Origin of the sequence: Vibrio sp. L3-7 (genome assembly GCF_963898195.1) — a bacterium.
GTDB classification, from domain to species: domain Bacteria; phylum Pseudomonadota; class Gammaproteobacteria; order Enterobacterales; family Vibrionaceae; genus Vibrio; species Vibrio echinoideorum.
In genome coordinates, this window is sequence record NZ_CAWQUW010000012.1 from 1 (window position 1) to 19,076 (window position 19,076).

A 19,076-nucleotide genomic window follows, 5' to 3' on the forward strand; every position below is an offset into this window, starting at 1 on the left:
ATCACTCATAGTCACCAGCATGTTGTTATGTCCATAGCGTTTACCAATATCAATTAAGCCTAGTGGTGATGAGCTAAAGGGACATTTTAACTTTGGAAAATAGTGACATTACAACTTTGCGCTTACAGATTCAGTGCGTATTATGTACGTTATGTTAAATTGATTTTGGCGTTTATAAGGCAGGTATCTCTATGTGATGCCCTGCCTTTATTCGATGTCGATATACTCTGATTTATACTTTGTATTTAACCATAATGGCTATTTACCATAAAATACCTAATATCCAGTGGTAATAATCTTCGATTTTACCCCTGGCATTAGTTAGAACTTAACCGCCAGCAAATTTAACTTTGTAGCCTTTCTTTTCAAGATGCGCTTTGAGCTTGTCACGAGCGTCGCCTTGAATCTCGATGTTGCCATCTTTTACTGAGCCACCGCAGCCACACACTTTTTTGAGTTCCGCTGCCATTAGTTTTAAAGGTGCGTCATCTAGGTCTAAGCCAGTTACGATAGAAACGCCTTTGCCTTTACGGCCTTTGGTTTCTTTTTGGATTCGAACGATACCATCGCCTTTAGGACGTTGGACTTTCTCTTCTTCAGGTGTGATACGACCTGTTTCTGTTGAATATACTAGGCTCATAAACTACTTCTTTTGTTGCTCTGCTTTTTGTTTTGCGAGTAAGTAAGCTTCTATATGACGCTGGATTGCAATCTTGCCGCCTTTGATAAGACGCCCGTTAAACATGCAATACCACGCGTTAGGCTCACCGGTGTCATTCTTGATCTGATAGCCGTTGAAGTTTTCAGTTAGGCCACCAGTTCCTCTCGACTTATTTAACGCCGTGAACTCTTTAGGGTCAATAATAGACGCAGTGTCAATCCACCAATCAATACTCTTCTTCACGGCAGCTAGGTTGCCCTGAATAACATTGTTTTTTAACTTAGCACGCCAAATGGTGTTGTTAGCATCCATCGATTGTAGGTGGACGCTTCGGTAAATTGAATTAGCCATATCTATTAATCATCTTTTTGTTTTCACTGCATTAATCATAAGTATACTTTTAATGATATCAAGCATAATATGGTAAAAACAGCTGTTGAGGTATGGTAATTTGAGAAAAAAAGTCCCTATTTTAACTGACTTTGTGACGATTAATTCATTTGTTGAAAAATTGAACAGCAATGCGACAATTAAAATTATAGATGAGTTAACAGGGCATCAATATTCTCATAATTCACTTTTAGGTATCTACAGTGATTGGAATCGCTATCATGCGTTCTGTACTAAAAATCGCATTAACACTCTCCCTGCATCTATCACTGCTATTCGTCGTTTCCTCGAAACTGAATCTAACGATAGAAAATACGCATCGTTAAAACGTTACACTGCAACACTTAGTTTGTTACACACTGTGCTCAACTTTGCCAACCCAATTAAACATAGGCAAGTTCGCTTTACCCTGCTCCACTTGCAAGCTCAGATGGCCGGTGACGCTAAGCAAACCAATGCCATGACATCTGCACACCTCACCGAATTGAACACGCTGCTTTCGCATGAGAACGTAAACTTAAAAGAGATTCGTGATATTGCAATCTATAATGTGATGTTCGAATGCGCTTTAAAGCGTTCAGAGCTCAAAGCATTATCAATGAGAGATGTTGATAGCTGTAACGAAGGCTACAAGATAACTATTAAAGATTCGGCGTATAAGTTGTCGCCAGTAGCAAGTGTGACCTTACAACGTTGGCTTTCTTTTACTGGTACAGATGATGAGTTCCCCGCATTTCGTGCGATAGATAAGCATGAGAACATTGGGCTTCAACCTTTGGATGATTCGTCGATTTACAGGATATTAAGAAGAGCAAGCGATATGCTTGCTCTCGCAGAAAATCATCACTTTTCAGGGAATTCGATCCGTGTCGGTGCGGCACAAGAGCTTTCGAAACAAGGTCTTAAGGTAAGAGAAATTCAGGATTTTGGACGTTGGCTCAGCCCTGCAATGCCCGCGCAATATGTGGGTTATGTTGGTACCGCCGATAATGAGAAAATGAAATTTAAAGCTATCGTACCTTGGCAATAAGCGGATAAAACCAAAGGGTTACCGTCAAGGAGGTTTGCAATAAGCACTCGGGGATCAAATAATCGGGCCCAGTTAATAAACTACTTGGTTATAAAAATGATTAGTGCCTTGGCTATGAGCTCAAGGCACTACTTTGATAATCTTAAGATGCGTTTGGGATAAGATGAACTAAGAGAGGCTCGTTCTCACGCAGTTCTCTAAGAACTGGCTGAATTTGTGGCCATCATGCTCAACCATTTTAGGGAACATAGAAATCGGCGTCATACCCGGGAACGTATTCACTTCATTCAGGTAAATCTCGTTGTCTTGCGTTAAGAAGAAATCGATACGAGACAAGTGACGAAGCTTCATTTGCGTAAATACCTTGCGTGCACTGTCTGCAATTAGTTCTAGTTGTTCATCTGTTAAGTTATTTGCTTCAACTTCGGTAATTGAGTGACTGTCTGAGCTGTATTTCTCTTCGTAAGAGTAAAATGCGCCATTAGGTGCAATCACCTCGCCTGGCTTACTAATGTGTAGTTCACCATCGATTTCATAAGCGGCAACTTCTAGCTCTCTAGGCACAACTGATTTCTCAACCAACACTTGATCCGAGAAGGTAAACGCCTTATTGATCGCTTCGCTTAACTCTTCCACTTGGTTAACTTGGTAACAACCTACAGAAGAACCTTGACGAGCCGCCTTCACGAACACTTTGCCCCAATTTTCAAAAGCTTGAGTCGCTTGTGAATGAGCTTGGTCGTTGTTATCTGATAAGAACAAATACGGTGTGTTTGGAATGCCCAGTGCATCGTACCAAAGCTTTGAAGTGATCTTGTTAAAGCTGTTGTTGCTTGCTTCAGAACCACAACCTAGGTACGGAATCTTAGCCAGTTCAAACAGTGACTGGATGTCACCCGTTTCACCTGGGAAGCCGTGAATGCAAGGCACAATGAAATCTACTTTTGAATCGAGTCCATCGCCACGTAAAGCTTGATTGTTGATATCGAGATAAACCAATTCACCTGAATCAAGACACCAGCCTTCGTTTTTAATCTCAACTCTTACAACGTTAAAATCTGCAACGCTATTGAGTTGTTCAAAAAGGTAATTGGCTGAAACTAAAGACACTTCATGCTCTGAAGATCCACCGCCGCAAAGTAGAAGGATGTTTGTGGTGTTCATGGGTAAATTCGGTCCTTGAAACTAGGAATACTGACTTCAATGATAAACAAAAGTCGAGATAGGTACAGTGTTTTGAACGTTAAATTTGTGTCCGAAAGAACGAGCGATTAACTATTAAACAAAACGGTTCGTCTTAAAACAAAAGAAGGAGCATTTGCTCCCTCTTTCTGAATTAAAACTTAGTTCAACTTGTTAAGCGTTGGGTATTCAGAGTTCTTGATGTCATCAATGCTCTTAACAAACGGCTTCAAGTTTTGGAAAGTGGTTGGCAGCGTTGAGATTGCCTTTTTAGCTTCTAAGCGTGTTGCGTAGTCACCGTAAAGGACGGTGAACCACTTAGTGCCGTTAACCATTTTGTAGTTTTCCCAAACTGGCTGAGAAGTCGTTGGTAGCATTTTCACGAAAGAGTCGACTTTGCTTTGGCTGCCCACAGCAACAACTTGAACCGTGTAACCAAAGCGTTGGTTCATGTCTTGTTGTTTCTTAGTCGGGCCTGTCACTGTTGTAACTGGCTTAGCTCTCGTTGTTTGAGCCACTTTTTGTTCAACAGGCTCTGTCTTGATAACGTTGACAACATTCTCTTCAACAACACCTGTTTGCTCAGATTGAGATACAACTGGAGCTTCAACCTTGGCAGTTTTGTACTCTTCTTGATAACTATCTGAAGTTACATTTGTAACATAGTCGTCCGATACACATGCAGCCAAGAGCAGTGGCAAAGTTACAATTGCAAATTTTTTCATGGAAAGCTCTATATCCTTAATAATAATTACTATAAATCATGCCGATACGTCGGTTTAGAATCAAGTTAACTTTGAGATTATACACCATTAGTGGGTGACCTATTTCACAAACTTTATCCAGTGTTTGCTTATTCATCTTAATTCGGTGAATTTGCCATCAACCCGTGAGTGAAAAGTAAGTTACGATGAACCTACGTGCATTGCTAGGATATGTCTATGAATCATCTTGATCCCCTACTCAAACCCCGTTCAATCGCTGTTGTTGGTGCTTCTCAACAAGAAACGCGCGCGGGATATATCGTTATGAACAATTTGCTGCACGGGGATTTTAAAGGTGCGGTCATGCCCGTTACACCGAAATATGATTCTGTCTCAGGGGTACTTTCTTACAAGGACATTTTGTCGCTACCTATCGTTCCTGACCTCGCGGTTTTATGTACTAACGCAACACGGAATGTAGCCATTTTTGAAGAGTTAGCGGAGAAAGGCATTGCTTGTGTAATTGTTCTTTCGTCAGACATGCATCAAACTAGTGACAACGGTGAAACGTTTGATTCCCGATGCCTAGCGATTGCCAAAAAACACAACATCCGTGTGCTTGGCCCAAATAGCCTTGGCATCATTGTTCCATGGTTAAAGCTAAACGCCTCTTTCTCTCCAGTTACTGCGCTGCCCGGTAAAATTGCTTTTGTTTCACAATCTGCAGCCGTATGTACCACTATTCTCGATTGGGCTAACGACAAAGAAATAGGCTTCTCTGCATTTATCTCGATAGGTAATGGCAGTGACATTGAGTTCTCAGAACTATTGGATTATCTAAGTACCGATTCTCACACCGAAGCAATCTTGCTTTATGTTGACAGCATTAAAGATGCAAGACGCTTTATTTCGGCTGCGCGTGCCGCATCTCGTAACCGACGAATTCTGGTGTTAAAAGGCGGACGAACTGCGAAAGGCAGAGCCGCTGCAATTGCGCATACTGGCGGTGCTGACACGTTAGATATTATCTATGATTCAGCCATACGACGTAGCGGCATGTTACGAGTTAAGAACTTACATGAACTGTTTGCTGCGGTAGAAACATTGACTCACTCAGTGCCACTGCGTGGTGAGCGGTTAGCTATCGTCACAAATGGTGGTGGCCCTGCAATTATGGCCGTGGATACCTTATTTGATCGAGGGGGCAAGCTTGCTGAGTTATCAGAACAAACTCTAGAGAGATTAAACAAAGTATTGCCATCAAGTTGGTCGCATAGCAACCCGATTGATATTGTTGGCGACGCCGGTGATCAACGTTATATCGATACCATTAACACGCTGCTTGATGGAGATGAAGCCGATGCCATTCTTATCATGCACAGCCCTTCTGCTATTGCTCATTCAGCCCAAACAGCTGAGCGAATTATTAAAGCAATTAAGAAACACCCTCGTCATAAGCGATTCAATATTCTAACTAATTGGTCTGGTGAGCTCACAGCAAGACCTGCTAGAAAGTTGTTTACAGAAGCAGGAATCCCAACCTATCGCACACCTGAAAGTTCAGTCGTCGCGTTCATGCACCTGGTCGAGTACAGACGTAATCAGCGCCAATTGATGGAAACGCCAACCACGGCCGAGAAAGTACACATTGAAGACTTAGCTGATGCAAGAAACTGGATTGAACGACAACTACTGGATAAAGACACAGTTAGCCTTGATACCCACCAAAACAGCCAGTTTTTCAAACATTTCAACCTAGATGTATTGCCGACTTGGATCGCTTCCGACCCTAGTGAAGCGGTGCACATTGCTGAAACGATTGGTTATCCGGTTGCCGTAAAACTCCGCTCACCAGATATTGCGCATAAGTCAGATGTGCAAGGTGTGATGCTCAACTTACGAAACAGTAGTGAAGTCGCAAATGCGGCTCAAGCGATTCTCGATCGCTCTCAATTGTCGTTCCCCACCGCACATATACATGGCCTGTTAATTCAAGGAATGGCGAAACTTGCGGGCGGCCAAGAGCTACGAGTGAAAGTCACTACAGACGAAACCTTTGGTCCAATCATTTTGCTTGGTCAAGGAGGCTCTGAGTGGGATGAGTCAATTGATGCCGCTGCAGCTTTCCCACCATTGAATATGACACTGGCGCGTTACTTGATAATTAGGGCGATAAAAAGTGGCAAGATTCGCCTGCAAAAACTGCCTAACCCGATCGACATTGAAGGACTCTCTGAGTTGCTGGTTCGTATATCGCAAATGGTAGTGGATTGCCCTGAAATACATGATTTGGATATCCACCCAGTACTGGCCAATGGTGACAAGTTCACGATATTAGATGCCGATATCATCTTGAAAGCGTACGAAGGCGATCCACAAGAACGTCTTGCGATTCGCCCTTATCCGGTCGAACTTGAAGAGAATATCGTACTCAAGGACGGCACCGAAGTGTTGCTACGCCCTATTCTTCCTGAAGATGAACCGCTTCATGCTGACTTTATTAATCGCGTATCTAAAGAAGATCTTTATAAACGTTTCTTTAGTGATGTTGGAGAATTCAACCATGAGGCATTAGCTAACTTTACTCAGATTGATTTCGATAGAGAGATTGCTTTTGTGGTTGTTCGTAAAGAACAAGGTGTTCCTGCGATTATCGGCGTATCAAGAGCACTGATTAACCCTGAGAACACAGATGCAGAGTTTGCCATATTAATTAGGTCTGATCTGAAAGGTGTCGGCTTAGGTCGAATTCTTCTGACTAAGGTTATCGACTACTGCCGAGCAAAGCAGACTAAGCAAATGTCTGGGATGACGATGCCAACGAACAGAGGCATGCTAACACTAGCTCAAAAGTTGGGGTTTGAGCTAGATATTAGTTTTGAAGACGGTACTGCGGATATGGTGTTGCCGTTACTTGAGTGACCATGTCTTTTTAAGGTGTTGAATACACCAAGATTTGGCGTCGCCCATTTTGTTGCGTCGCCAAGCCATCACGATATCAATAGGTTGTGGCTCAGTGCCCGCAATTCGTTGCAGAACACCAGATTCAATCAAAGGCTCGGCAATAACACTCGGTAAGGTGCCAATCCCTAATCCCGTCGTCAGAGCTTCTACTTTTGCAGGGAAGCTAGTCACTGTTAAACGCGGTTGTTTCTCTAGAATATTGATACTTAATGCCGGTTGGTCACGGGCTGTATCCGCAATTGCGATTACCCTGTAACTTTCTCTGGCCTTTTGGTCAAACTCACCGGAACGTTTGTGAACGTAGTGGTTTGATGCCGCGACCCAGACCATTTCCATTTTACCAATCACGTCACTTTTCATATCGTTTGGTATTGTATCGAGTTTCGGGCATACGAGTAAGTCGGCACGACCATCAGTGAGAGATTCCCAACACCCTGCCAAAATTTCTTCTTGCAAACGAACGCGTGTCTTACTGATTTTTCCGAGTTCATCGACTAATGGGAAAAAGTTGTTTATAGGGATAATGCCATCAAAGGCGATGGTTAGATCTAACTCCCAGCCATTAGCAAGAATACTCGCGTCATTAACGAGTTGTTCAGTAGCGCCAAGAATAATTCTACCTTGCTCTAATATTAACTGCCCCGCCTCCGTGAAATTTGCACGGTGCCCTGAGCGGTCAAAAATCATGATATCCAAGTCTTGTTCTAACTTTTGTATTTGATAACTCAATGAAGAAGGTGCTCGGTCCATTTCATTCGCTGCAGCGGCAAAACTCCCACGACGATCGATGGCATCCAGTATATGTAGTGCTTCAAGTGTTATTGGGCTATGCATCAGTATCCAACTTTATAAATGAGATGTTAATCACAAAAATTGAAGTATTCACCAGCTAAATGGAACGTTTAAAGCTTTTAAAATACAACGAGTTATACGGTTAAAGCAGGTTTAGACTGACAAAATCGAAAATAAATTCAAATGCAAATAATAGTAATTATCATTTAGATCCAATATTATCTTTCGCAAATCAAGATAATACTATGGAATTAAGGTAACTATCAGATGTATAAGCAATCCCTACTCTCTGCTTCAATCGTTTTAGCGCTTTCATCAACCTCAGCCTTTGCTGAAGATTATGCCCTATTTGACGAGGTTGTTGTATCGTCAACTCGTACGAATCAAACACTTATCAATACAGCGGCTTCTGTTACTGTCATCTCTGATAAGCAAATTGAAGAGAACATGGCAAAAGATGTTAATGAAATCTTCGAATACACTCCAGGTGTGACGATGAACTCGAGCTCTCGCCAAGGCGCCCAGACTATTAATATTCGTGGCATGGAAGGCAAACGCGTTAAGATTTTGGTTGATGGTTCATCGCAACCAGGTTCATTCGATGGTGGCCCTTATGCATTTATTAACTCTAGCGGTATTTCAATCGATCCCGATATGTTAAAAAGCGTCGAAATCATCAAAGGCGCTGCTTCAAGTTTACACGGAAGTGACGCTATTGGCGGCGTTGTTGCTTTCGAAACTAAAGACCCTTCTGATTTCTTAAAAGATGGCGAAGATTTTGGTGGTCAAGCTAAACTGTCTTACTCTTCGGAAGACAACTCTTTTAGCGAACATGTTGCGTTAGCGAATCGATTTGGCGACCTAGAAACATTGGTAGCTTACACGCGTCGAGATGGTGAAGAGTTGCAAAACTTCCGCAACCCTAACGACTTAGAGAACTACGCTGTTGAAGGTCAAGATACCTCAGCAGATAATCTTTTGGTTAAGTTGCAATACCAGTTAAACGAAAGTCATCGTATCGAGTTTTTAGCTGAGCTAATCAAAGATACTTCAGACTCTGACATCTACCACTCAAGCTACGATAGCTATACAGGTGCTGATGACACAACGCAAAATCGATTCGCTATTAAACATATTTGGTTCGCTGATGGCGCAATTGCCGATACCGTGACAAGTAAAGTATCGTACATTTCTAAAGAAGAGAATGGTGTAACGAAGCGCTTTAAACCAGCTGGTCCTGGATTTCCACCTTACGTACCTGCTAACAACGATAATCTTCAAACAAAAGATTATGAGTACACAGAAGATAAGCTTGAGATTGAAACGCAGTTAGATAAAGAGATAAACAACCATTACCTAGTTTATGGTGCGACATATACACACAGCGATATAAGCAACACGAATATGGAGTACAACTCTGATACTGCGACTGATGATAAGCTCTATGTATACACTCCTGATGCTAAAGAGCAAAAATTTGGTCTGTTTGTACAAGACGAAATTAGCCTAATGAACGACAAACTTATTGTTACTCCAGGTGTTCGTTTCGATCACTTCTCTACAGACCCTGGTAAAAATACAGGTGAGTCACTTACGGACTTCTCTGATTCTGCGGTAACTGGACGCTTAGGCTCAACATACAAACTTACTGATACAGGCACCATTTTTGGCCAAATTAGCCAAGGCTTTAGAGCCCCTTCTTTCGATGAACTGTACTACACGTATGACAACCCAGGACATGGTTACGTAAACGATCCAAACCCGGATCTTAAGTCAGAAACCAGTATCTCTTATGAGCTAGGTTACCGTCATAATACACAGGCCTCATCGTCTGAGATTGCGGCTTACTACAGTGATTACGATGACTTCATCGAAACAGTGGTAACGAAAAAAGTTGGCGGAACTACACACTACTCTAACGTTAACTTAGATTCGGCAACGATTAAGGGGATTGAGTTCTCGAACACGATACTTTGGGATGTTTTGGTAGGCGCGCCTGAGGGTGTTTCGACACACTTCGTGGCATCATACACTGAAGGTGAAGACGGAAACGGAAATGCGCTAAATAGTGTGAACCCTTGGAATGCTGTATTAGGTCTTAACTACGATGCTCCAAACCAAAACTGGGGTACTAGCCTTAAGTTAAACTACACGGCTAACAAGTCTGGTTCAGACATCAACTTCGATGACGAAAGTGGCGGCAACGCTGGTCAAGCTGAGCTTCCAAGCGCTACGGTTGTTGACCTGACAGCTTACTACAAGCCAATGAAGGATCTTACTATCCGTGGTGGCGTATTCAACTTAACTAATGAAGAGTACTACCGTTGGAACGACATTCGTGGCGATGATGAGCTTTACAAAGAAAACTCGCAAGCGGAAAGAAACTACGGTATCTCAGCTAAATACGAATTCTAATTCGTTAGTAAGCTGAACCACAGAAACGTATACAGCAGAAACTAAAAAGCCAGCTTAATGCTGGCTTTTGTTTATTTCACTAAAAAATGTATAAAAAAGGTAATAAGTGAAATTACTTCTCTGCCATCTCTTTCTTAACCATTACTGCAGCAGCAACGATGAAAGTGATAATTAGGCCTAGTTCCATGATTAACTCCAAAGAAAATTAACATTAAACATATAATTCGCGAGCATAATAACACAGCGGATACAGAATGATACTTTTTAACCACTAATTTACTTTTTATTCGATTTAGATCAAAAAAGATGCCCTGAAGCATCTTTTTGTACATTAATCATACGTAAAGCTAATGGGTTAGCTAGGGAAACCATCAGGGTTCGTTGACTGCCAGCGCCATGTATCTTCGGTCATATCAGACAGTGTACGCGTTGCATTCCAACCCAGTTCCTTTTGGGCTTTAGCTGGGTTTGCCCAACATTCTGCGATGTCACCAGGACGGCGTTCAACTAAGTTGTAAGGGATTTTTTTACCGCTTGCTTGCTCGAACGCTTTAACCATGTCTAATACACTTGAACCGTTACCAGTACCAAGGTTGTAGATATGGAGGCCATCTTTGCGCCCTACTTTCTCCAGGGCTGCGATGTGACCATCAGACAGGTCCATTACGTGGATGTAATCACGTACGCCAGTACCGTCTTTTGTTGGGTAATCGCTACCAAAAACAGACAGAGATTCGCGTCGGCCAACCGCAACTTGAGAGACAAATGGCATTAGGTTATTTGGAATACCTTGCGGGTCTTCGCCTAGCTCACCACTTGGATGTGAACCTACTGGGTTAAAGTAACGCAGCAGTGTAATGCTCCAATCTGGGTTTGCGTTTTGGAAGTCCGTTAAGCACTCTTCAACCATTAGTTTACTGCGACCATAAGGGTTAGTTGCGCTTGTGGGAAAATCTTCTGTGATAGGAACACTCGCGGGATCGCCGTAGACCGTTGCGGAAGAGCTGAATACTAGGGCTTTCACACCAGCGTCACGCATCGCATCAACAAGAACTAGAGATCCATTAACATTGTTGTCGTAGTATTCAAGAGGCTTAGCTACAGATTCACCGACCGCTTTTAGGCCAGCAAAATGGATAACTGCTTCAATGTTGTGTTGCTTCATGGTTTCAGTCAAAAGTGCTTTATCACGAACGTCACCTTCAATGAAGTTTGGGCGAACACCAGATACTTTTTCGATACGATCTAGAACGCTTGGCTTACTGTTGTACAAGTTATCAAAAAGCACAGGTGTCATTCCCGCGTTGATCATTTGGATACTTGTATGGCTACCAATGTAACCCATGCCACCTGTAACTAAAACATTCATGTTTAGCAGACCTTTTAATTAAAATATTCAACCTATCGCTTATGATACAACAACTTACAGTGAATTCACAAACGCCTAGTTTCATTGGTGTTCTTTAAAGAGCATCAACTGACCAATTTCTTTTCATTTGGCTCAATATATCGCGTGGTTATGTCGTGTGATCTAGTCACAAAGTCCAGAATCGAACATTCTTTAACCGAACATTGAACGAACACTCTGCATTAATAATGAGTGCTAGATTAACAGTAGTAAAACTTTGAATTAGGTCACTGTTTAATTTGTTCATATATAAGAGTGTCATTAGATACCTAAAGCTAAAGGAATAGTGGCAAGTGACGACGAAGATTTTGCTTAATTGCGATATGGGAGAGAGTTTCGGCAACTGGAAGATGGGTGATGATGAGTCGGTCATGGAATGGGTCGATATGGCAAACATCGCTTGTGGCTTTCATGCGTCTGATCCTCACGTGATGTCAAAGACAATCAAACTTGCGCAGCATTACCATACTCAAATTGGCGCCCATCCTGGCTACCAAGATTTGGTAGGGTTTGGACGTCGCTCAATCCCGCATGCCATGGGTGAAATTAGTGAATTAGTTTGTTATCAAGTGGGCGCATTACAAGCGCTTTGCCGTTATCACCATACTTCTGTTGGGTATGTGAAACCTCATGGTGCCCTTTATAACGATATGATGGCAAACACCGATGTTTTTAACGCAGTCGCTCAAGCGGTGGCTGAGTTCAATATCCCTCTGATGATTCTCTCTTCTTCTGATAACCAGCAGTATTTAGATATTGCTGACGATCACGACTTACCTCTATTGTTTGAAGCGTTCGCAGATCGAGCTTACTTGAATAATGGCCAACTCGCGCCACGAACTCAGAAAGGCTCGGTTTATGTTAATCAAGATGACATCTATAACCAAGTCATGCAGATCGTTAATTATGGTTCGGTAACGACGCTTGAGGGTGAAAGGCTGCCCATTGAGGCCGATACCATTTGTGTGCATGGTGATAATCCTCAATCCATCGCACTCATTAGAAAAATCAGACAAGATCTTAATGCATTTAATTAGTACGAAGCGTAACTCCATCGCACGCTTAACCATTAACCATTAACCATTAACCATTAACTGCTAAATTCCGTGTGTGACTTAAAACATGGAAGTTAGAAAAGCTAAGTCTGGAAACAAAAGAGCTAAACGTATGGAAGCGAAATGACGACGAATCCGATTGAATTTAATATAGCGCCGGTTGCCGAATGTACCGTTCTAGTCACGTTAACGTTGCCGCATTTAAAAGGCGACACCAATGCTATCAATGCGCAGTATATGGCACACTTTTCTGATGCTATTCGCCAGAATTTAGCAACCGTGTTGATGAATGTGACACCCGCTTACCACACCATATTGGTTGACTACTTACCTTATCGAATTTCAGAGCAACAGTTTATCGAACAGCTTAATTCGCTGTTAGCTAAAGCGCTTTCTTCCTTCTCAGAGACTCAAGCAACGCTCAATATTATTGAACTCCCCTCCTATTATTCACCTGAAACCGCGCTCGATTTAGATAGGTATCAGGAAAAAGGTTTATCGATGGAGGACATTATTAAGTATCACACCTCTCAGACTTACATTGTCAGTGCGATAGGATTTATTCCCGGCTTTGCCTTTATGTCGGATGTGGTTAGTGAGCTTGCGTTACCACGTCACTCAACCCCGCGCTTAAGTGTTCCGAAAGGAAGTATCGCTATTGCAGGCTCAAAAACAGCGGTTTACCCATCAGAGTCACCAGGTGGCTGGAACATTATTGGCAATTGTCCTTTGTCACTGTTTGACCACAGCCAATTGAAGAACGCAGATACTACACAAGCCCCACTGTCACTGCTTAATGTTGGCGATACTGTTCGTTTTAAAGCGATATCAAAACATGAGTTTATGGATCTTAGGTTTATAGAGCTTGGCGGAGATATCATTCATGGGTAAATTAATTGATAAACCGACGCTTACAGTCGTTAAACCAGGCCCTTTGAGTTTGATTCAAGACTTTGGCCGATTTGGTGTCGCTCACCTTGGATTGACACAAGGCGGCCCAGTTGATGATTACTCTTATAGTTGGGCCAATTATCTTTTAGGAAATGCCGTTAACTTAGCGGCGTTGGAAATTACACTCGGTCAATGTGCTCTAAAAGTAGATTTTGACTGTGAGATGGCGTTATGCGGCGGCGATTTACAAGCGAAGTTAGATGGTAAGCTTTTAAATAACTGGAGTACTTTCCAAGCGTTCAAAGGGCAAGTTCTCTCATTTGGCCTACCTAAAAATGGATTAAGAGCATATTTAGCGATTAAAGGAGGCTTCGATGTTCCATCAACTCTTGATAGCTGTTCTACAGTGACTCGTGAAAAGATTGGTGGATTAACGCAAGATGGAGAACCCTGCCAGCAAGGACAAAAAATTGGCTTTATCAAACACTCCCTTATTCGCCCTTTTAAACCGCTGAGTGTTACCTTCCGATATAAACCTGATTACAACTTGCCCGTAAACTTGAGAGTTATCGAAGGTTATCAAAGTGAATTATTCTCGGAGTTAGCAAAAGAAACCTTGTATAACGCGCAATATAGCGTTGATCAAAATTCAAATCGCATGGGTTACCGACTTAGTGGCAAGTCGGTCGACTCTCCTGACATTACGTTATTGTCGGAAGGCATTGCCCTTGGCGCCATTCAGATACCACAAGATGGACAACCAATTGTGTTACTCAATGATCGACAAACGATTGGTGGGTATCCGAAGGTTGGATGTGTGGCTAGAATCGATTTGCCACGTTTGGCACAAGCAAAACCGGGGCATCAGATATCTTTTAGCAAAGGCGATCGCTTAGGGTTACAAGATGTATGGTGTCAGTGGGCGCAGTTTTTCGGTTATTGATATTTTTTGTTTAGAATTGCTATTCGAAGTTTCCGCGATTAAGTTCGCATCAAAAGGTGTTTAAATTAAAAATCCAGCTCACTGCTTATTACTTACTACTTACGGCTTGCTAATAAGCTGGATTTAATTTTTGTGGGTCTTGGTTTTAGGCACCAACAGGGCTGAACCAGCTTTTAGTGGTGATCTTGCCCTGATATTTTAGCAAGAGCATCTGGATATCCACGTTCTTGTGTCAAATCTATCGCTTTGTTTTCAATATCATTTAGATTAAGTGACATTGTCACTGAGTGTGCATCCTCGATCGATGCAGTGTCCGTCACACCAAACCAATGCTGAGCAACCTTTTGCGCAGCCTCTAACGTTGAAGACGCTTTCACCACTTCAAGTCGAGCATAGCGATCACCGCAGAATGAAACGTCAGAAGCTCTTAAACTCGGATCGGTTCCAGGAATCTGCTGTGCGCCGAAAAGAGGTTTTCCGCCAACCTGTGCAGAACGAAAACTTGGGATGAACTGAGACATATGATTAATTGCAGCGCGGGTTCTTAACTCAAGTTGCTCTTCGCTCCAACCGGAGACGATTTTCTTAAGAAGTTTAGAGGGTAACTGAGGTTGTGACGAATTCGTCGAAGACGATACCAGCCCGCCTTCAAACAACGTAATCCCTTCTGTCATGCCATGTAACTGAAACACGCCATCAGCATACGGAGTCAATTGAGCCATACCTTGTGGTGTGCCTCTCGGGCCATGAAAGATAACTTCTGGCCACTCTTCTTTACATTCTTGAGAGTATGGCCACTCAGTAACGTATGCGGCTTTAAACTCAACGAGTCTTTGCTGCTTAGAACCGACAAAATCATCAACGATGCCAGTTTCAAACCCACTCGCATTGATCAAATAGTCCGTCGTTAGGTGTTGGCTTTGGTTATCGTGGTTCGAGTAAGTCAAAGACCAACCTTGCCCCGTCGATTCAACTGATTTTAAACGACTGTTAGTTAACACCGTACAATTAGGTTGCTTATCTAAAGACAATTGAGCCGTCGCTGAAAGTCGAAATACGCTCCAGCCATACTCTTGCACCATCGCGACCGGGTACTTAAGCGTGTCCAAATTAGTATGCTTAGCAAAAGGAATACACCAGTCATCAAGTGAAATGGGTCTTAACGGTTGAATTCTTGTAGAAAGCGCTAACAACTCGTCTTTGCTATAGAGCTTGTAATACTCTTCCGGGTCACCAAGCACTTGGTTGCTTTTGTCTTGTTTAACAAGGTCAGCATAAGCGTCTTTGATTATCTTTAGACGAGGAAGCAGATCCATCGGTTCCCCACCATCACTATGCGGCACAGCAATGATTGTTGGGCGAATATTGATCGTGTGGGGGAATAAGCGGACGGTATCAATTGACTGAGTGAGCAGTTGAAGACATTGCTCTACAGAAATATCTCGATACAAATTGCCGCCCGCGTGCAGGTGGCAAATAGGTGGGCCATTAACCAAACTCGGCCCTTTTTCCAAGATAGTGACCTTAAAACCCAACTCGCTAAAGTGAATCGCGCTTGTCGCTCCGGCAATACCGCCACCAACAATGGCAATAGAAGGTTGATTTGTATCCGTTTTGTTGTGGTTCATCGTGTTCTGTAGAATATGATTAACTGCCTCTATTCTACTTTTGTTCTGCGACGAATTAAAACACATTTTTTTCAAGGTCTTAGCTTGGCGGTTATTAATATCTATGTAAAAAACATAAATAATCTCTTGACTCAATAACTCCAGATAGAGTTTTAAAGGTTATTCTAACAGTCAAATTTGTCCTAAGTGACGCCACATAAAGGCTGCCTCAGTACTCGTAAAACAATGATGTTAACTTATCCCTAAAGTTATCCACCGTTTTTGTGGATAACTGTTGATAACGTTCTTGCTAAGTTGCGCAAACCCTTTATTTACAGGGACTAACCGTTGCTCGCTAAAAAGGCATTATTGCGCAACTACTTTCAAATAATGCTAAAAAATACCGATTTTGAGGTGTGAAATTTTTTACTTATGCTAGAAGCTGGTCAAATAAAAAACGGTCCAAAGCGAGATATTATAAATAGTACATTACTAAGTATAAATAATTCACTTTTAGACCGTTTGTTAAGTTTGGGTCGAATTCGTTATTTGCTAATGGTTAAAGGTTATTTACTAGTGGTTAAAAGTTAATTGCTATCCAAAATCTTTGTTCATTGGCGCAAGTAACCGTTTGATCAAACTATTCACCACAGCAGCTAATGTGATGAAGGTAAGGATAGGTAAAACTACCCAAAGAATTGGGTGAAGCGACGGTTCTAATTCGAAACCAAAGTTCATCACACCGGCAACGCTGAGTTCTGAACCCAATGCAGCAATAGACCCCGCCACCAATGCCATCAATCCATACTCACACCAAATGGTATTGAGAATTCTCTTCTTGCTCGCACCTAACGTGCGGTACAAACGTATTTCTTGTTGTCTTTGAGACAAGCTCAGTCGCAACAGAGTAAAGATTAGCAACAATCCCGCCACCACACCCAAAGCCGCAAGTACGGTTATCGACCAAACAATCTGTTTGAGCAACTCTTGGATCTTGCTACCCATCTTACGAATATCCATCAAACTCACGGTTGGGTGATTTCGAGAGAGTTCGTTGAGCATCTGATTATGTTGTTCCTCTAGTCTGAAACTCACGAGCCAAGTAGAAGGAATAGAGCTCAAAACGTCAGGAGTAAAGATGAAGTAAAAGTTCGGTTTCATTTCACGCCATTCTACCTTGCGGATGCTATTAACCTTGGCAGAAACACTTTGGCTGTTAATAGTAAACGACAGTTCATCACCAATTTTTAATCCGAGTTGATCAGCAACATCAGATTCAACAGACACGCCCTGCTCTTGCGTCCATACGCCTTCTAGCACTTCATTGTATTCAGGTAGACTATCACCCCAAGTGAAGTTAATTTCTCGACTCAGTGCGTCCGTACCTTCGGACGTATCACTGTACTCGTTAGCTTCCACTCCGTTAATTGTGGTTAATCGACCACGAATAATTGGGAACGCTTGAGTACGCTCTACCTCATTCGAATCGATGGTCGCCAGATAGCTGTCTTTCTCATAGCTTGCAATGTTAAGCGCAAACGCATTAGGTGCGTTCTCGGGCAAAGTTTGCTGCCAATCTGACAACAAGTCACTTCTCACTAGCCATATGATCGATAGCAGCATCAAAGACAGCGCTAATGAACCAAATTGAATCCCTGTTGCTAATGGTGTGCGATTAATTCGGCTTAATGCCAAACGCATAGATGTCGACGTCGGCAGTTTACCAACCAAACGCAGAACAAGCGTACTTACAATCGCGAGCACTAAAAACAGGCAAGCGATACCTGCTAGAACTATCCATACCAACAGATTGTCGCCGTACATCAGCATCATTGGAATTATAGGTACCAGCAATAACAAGTATTTCTTGTAGCTTTCACTTGATTGGTGACTCGATTGAATCACGCTGATTGCCGAGGTGTTTACCAAGCCAATTAACGGAATACCTAGCGCAGGCACACCAATGAGGATACTTGATAGAATCGCTAAAATGACGGGTTCAATACCATAGCTAGGAAGTGGTGTTGGTAACAAATCACCCAATGGTATACGCAGTAAAAACTCCAGGCCGATACCTATGGTAATCCCTAGCACGGCACCAATAAGCACCAGTAGAGATACCTGAACCGACAACCATTTAATGATCCATTGCTTGCTCGCGCCTAAACTCTTAAGCATCGCAATGGTTTTACGGCGACTCGCAACATAATGTTGGCAAGTGAGTACCAAAGTGGTCGCAGCCATGATCACAACGATAGCAACGGTTAACGAAAGATATTGAGTTGTGCTCTCGAACATGTCGTTAGTGCGACTTGCTGAATCTTGCGTGCGCCAGCGGTCGCTCGGCGTCAGTTCGATACTGTCTTGTGCGACTTTCAGTTTTGTATCATCACCATTTAGAAACAGCCTAAAGCTTACACGGCTGCCCGGTTGAATCGCTCCAGTGGCATCGATGTCACTTGTATGAATTAGTACGGCAGGCATTTGCTGGAATGGGTTAAAGCTCAAACCTGGCTCTTGAGTGATTCGCCCTGTTATCGTTAAATCCGCATCGCCTATCGTGACATTGTCACCTATTTCAACTTCTAATTGCGCAAAGATACGTTCATCAAGCCACAGTTCACCCGGTTCCACATGATTACTTGCCGCGTTATCTGCGCCTTCCAGTATCATTTCACCACGTAATGGGTAATTACTTTCAACGGCTTTAACCGTGACTAACTGCATTGAGTTATCACTGAATGCCATGGTTGAAAAACGAGTTAACTGAGAGCTTTCTAACTGTTCAAATTGAGTGAGGTCGAGTAAAGCTTGTGGAATTGGGTTTGCTGAGATGAACACACTATCGGCAGTAAGCGCATCTTTGCCCTGTTTAACAATTACCTGCTCCATACGCTCGGCCAACGCCGACAGCGCGAAAACACATGCAATGATCAATGTTAATGCTATGGAAACTGGCCACAACTGACCGTGTCGAATCTCTTCGATGCTCCAGGAGAACAGGCGTTTGTTGAGTCCCTTTGATGAATTCAAT

General features: G+C 42.6%; 14 protein-coding genes. 6 read left to right on the forward strand and 8 right to left on the reverse strand.

Annotated elements, in window-relative coordinates; translation table 11 throughout:
• Positions 1 to 328: 328 nt before the first annotated feature.
• Together yciH and AACW75_RS09955 are read right to left on the reverse strand one after the other, a co-directional pair.
• Positions 329 to 640, reverse strand: coding sequence for a stress response translation initiation inhibitor YciH (gene yciH, locus AACW75_RS09950; RefSeq protein ID WP_145565382.1), 312 nt, complete (start codon positions 638 to 640; stop codon positions 329 to 331).
• 3 nt (positions 641 to 643) lie between these two features.
• On the reverse strand, positions 644 to 1,012 hold the full coding sequence (locus tag AACW75_RS09955) for a DUF3319 domain-containing protein (protein ID WP_004730993.1): 369 nt from the start codon (positions 1,010 to 1,012) through the stop codon (positions 644 to 646).
• A gap of 100 nt (positions 1,013 to 1,112) precedes the next feature.
• On the opposite strand from AACW75_RS09955, the gene AACW75_RS09960 reads away from it, so the two are divergent.
• Complete coding sequence (locus AACW75_RS09960) at positions 1,113 to 2,081, forward strand: tyrosine-type recombinase/integrase (protein ID WP_145568869.1); 969 nt, start codon at positions 1,113 to 1,115, stop codon at positions 2,079 to 2,081.
• A 168-nt stretch (positions 2,082 to 2,249) separates the two neighbouring features.
• Here the strand turns inward: AACW75_RS09960 and AACW75_RS09965 are convergent, their stop codons facing one another.
• The gene (locus AACW75_RS09965; RefSeq protein ID WP_017074307.1) at positions 2,250 to 3,245 is read right to left on the reverse strand and encodes a D-alanine--D-alanine ligase; all 996 of its coding nucleotides are present in this window, start codon (positions 3,243 to 3,245) and stop codon (positions 2,250 to 2,252) included.
• A 179-nt stretch (positions 3,246 to 3,424) separates the two neighbouring features.
• Positions 3,425 to 3,988 (reverse strand): SPOR domain-containing protein, encoded by a 564-nt coding sequence (locus tag AACW75_RS09970; protein WP_017074308.1) that lies wholly within the window; start codon positions 3,986 to 3,988, stop codon positions 3,425 to 3,427.
• Positions 3,989 to 4,204: 216 nt separating this feature from the next.
• On the opposite strand from AACW75_RS09970, the gene AACW75_RS09975 reads away from it, so the two are divergent.
• Positions 4,205 to 6,889: a bifunctional acetate--CoA ligase family protein/GNAT family N-acetyltransferase gene (locus AACW75_RS09975; RefSeq protein WP_145568867.1), complete on the forward strand. Its 2,685-nt coding sequence runs from the start codon at positions 4,205 to 4,207 to the stop codon at positions 6,887 to 6,889.
• Here the strand turns inward: AACW75_RS09975 and AACW75_RS09980 are convergent.
• Entirely contained in the window at positions 6,878 to 7,765 is an 888-nt protein-coding gene (locus AACW75_RS09980; protein WP_017074310.1) for a LysR family transcriptional regulator, read from the reverse strand. The genes AACW75_RS09975 and AACW75_RS09980 overlap by 12 nt on opposite strands.
• A gap of 225 nt (positions 7,766 to 7,990) precedes the next feature.
• Between AACW75_RS09980 and AACW75_RS09985 the strand changes: the two genes are divergently transcribed.
• Positions 7,991 to 10,138 carry a TonB-dependent hemoglobin/transferrin/lactoferrin family receptor gene (locus AACW75_RS09985; RefSeq protein WP_145568865.1) on the forward strand — a complete coding sequence of 716 codons (2,148 nt, stop codon included), beginning with the start codon at positions 7,991 to 7,993 and terminating at the stop codon, positions 10,136 to 10,138.
• A gap of 355 nt (positions 10,139 to 10,493) precedes the next feature.
• On the opposite strand, the gene galE is transcribed toward AACW75_RS09985, so the two are convergent.
• Complete coding sequence (galE, locus tag AACW75_RS09990; RefSeq protein ID WP_102554312.1) at positions 10,494 to 11,507, reverse strand: UDP-glucose 4-epimerase GalE; 1,014 nt, start codon at positions 11,505 to 11,507, stop codon at positions 10,494 to 10,496.
• 332 nt (positions 11,508 to 11,839) lie between these two features.
• Here galE and AACW75_RS09995 point away from each other — a divergent pair, with 332 nt between their 5' ends.
• The 3 genes from AACW75_RS09995 to AACW75_RS10005 all read left to right on the forward strand — a co-directional run bounded on the left by AACW75_RS09995 (position 11,840) and on the right by AACW75_RS10005 (position 14,435).
• Positions 11,840 to 12,583, forward strand: a complete 744-nt coding sequence (locus AACW75_RS09995) for a 5-oxoprolinase subunit PxpA (protein ID WP_145568863.1) — start codon at positions 11,840 to 11,842, stop codon at positions 12,581 to 12,583.
• A gap of 141 nt (positions 12,584 to 12,724) precedes the next feature.
• A complete protein-coding gene (locus AACW75_RS10000) occupies positions 12,725 to 13,492 on the forward strand; it encodes a 5-oxoprolinase subunit B family protein (RefSeq protein ID WP_145568861.1) in 768 nt (255 codons plus the stop codon).
• Positions 13,485 to 14,435 (forward strand): 5-oxoprolinase subunit C family protein, encoded by a 951-nt coding sequence (locus tag AACW75_RS10005; protein WP_017074315.1) that lies wholly within the window; start codon positions 13,485 to 13,487, stop codon positions 14,433 to 14,435. The genes AACW75_RS10000 and AACW75_RS10005 overlap by 8 nt, the downstream gene beginning before the upstream one ends.
• Before the next feature lie 173 nt (positions 14,436 to 14,608).
• Here AACW75_RS10005 and AACW75_RS10010 read toward each other — a convergent pair whose 3' ends face one another.
• Both AACW75_RS10010 and AACW75_RS10015 read right to left on the reverse strand, forming a co-directional pair.
• On the reverse strand, positions 14,609 to 16,063 hold the full coding sequence (locus AACW75_RS10010) for an FAD-dependent oxidoreductase (protein ID WP_017074316.1): 1,455 nt from the start codon (positions 16,061 to 16,063) through the stop codon (positions 14,609 to 14,611).
• A 573-nt stretch (positions 16,064 to 16,636) separates the two neighbouring features.
• Positions 16,637 to 19,075, reverse strand: coding sequence for an ABC transporter permease (locus AACW75_RS10015; RefSeq protein WP_145568860.1), 2,439 nt, complete (start codon positions 19,073 to 19,075; stop codon positions 16,637 to 16,639).
• Position 19,076: the final 1 nt, after the last annotated feature.

Excerpts from the sequence above, each read along its gene's own strand:
- AACW75_RS10000 (WP_145568861.1), top strand. The coding sequence starts at position 12,725 with ATGACGACGAATCCGATTGAATTTAATATAGCGCCGGTTGCCGAATGT.
- AACW75_RS10010 (WP_017074316.1), bottom strand. The coding sequence starts at position 16,063 with ATGAACCACAACAAAACGGATACAAATCAACCTTCTATTGCCATTGTT.
- AACW75_RS09965 (WP_017074307.1), bottom strand. The coding sequence starts at position 3,245 with ATGAACACCACAAACATCCTTCTACTTTGCGGCGGTGGATCTTCAGAG.
- AACW75_RS09980 (WP_017074310.1), bottom strand. The coding sequence starts at position 7,765 with ATGCATAGCCCAATAACACTTGAAGCACTACATATACTGGATGCCATC.
- AACW75_RS10005 (WP_017074315.1), top strand. The coding sequence starts at position 13,485 with ATGGGTAAATTAATTGATAAACCGACGCTTACAGTCGTTAAACCAGGC.
- galE (WP_102554312.1), bottom strand. The coding sequence starts at position 11,507 with ATGAATGTTTTAGTTACAGGTGGCATGGGTTACATTGGTAGCCATACA.
- AACW75_RS09955 (WP_004730993.1), bottom strand. The coding sequence starts at position 1,012 with ATGGCTAATTCAATTTACCGAAGCGTCCACCTACAATCGATGGATGCT.
- yciH (WP_145565382.1), bottom strand. The coding sequence starts at position 640 with ATGAGCCTAGTATATTCAACAGAAACAGGTCGTATCACACCTGAAGAA.
- AACW75_RS09975 (WP_145568867.1), top strand. The coding sequence starts at position 4,205 with ATGAATCATCTTGATCCCCTACTCAAACCCCGTTCAATCGCTGTTGTT.
- AACW75_RS09970 (WP_017074308.1), bottom strand. The coding sequence starts at position 3,988 with ATGAAAAAATTTGCAATTGTAACTTTGCCACTGCTCTTGGCTGCATGT.
- AACW75_RS09985 (WP_145568865.1), top strand. The coding sequence starts at position 7,991 with ATGTATAAGCAATCCCTACTCTCTGCTTCAATCGTTTTAGCGCTTTCA.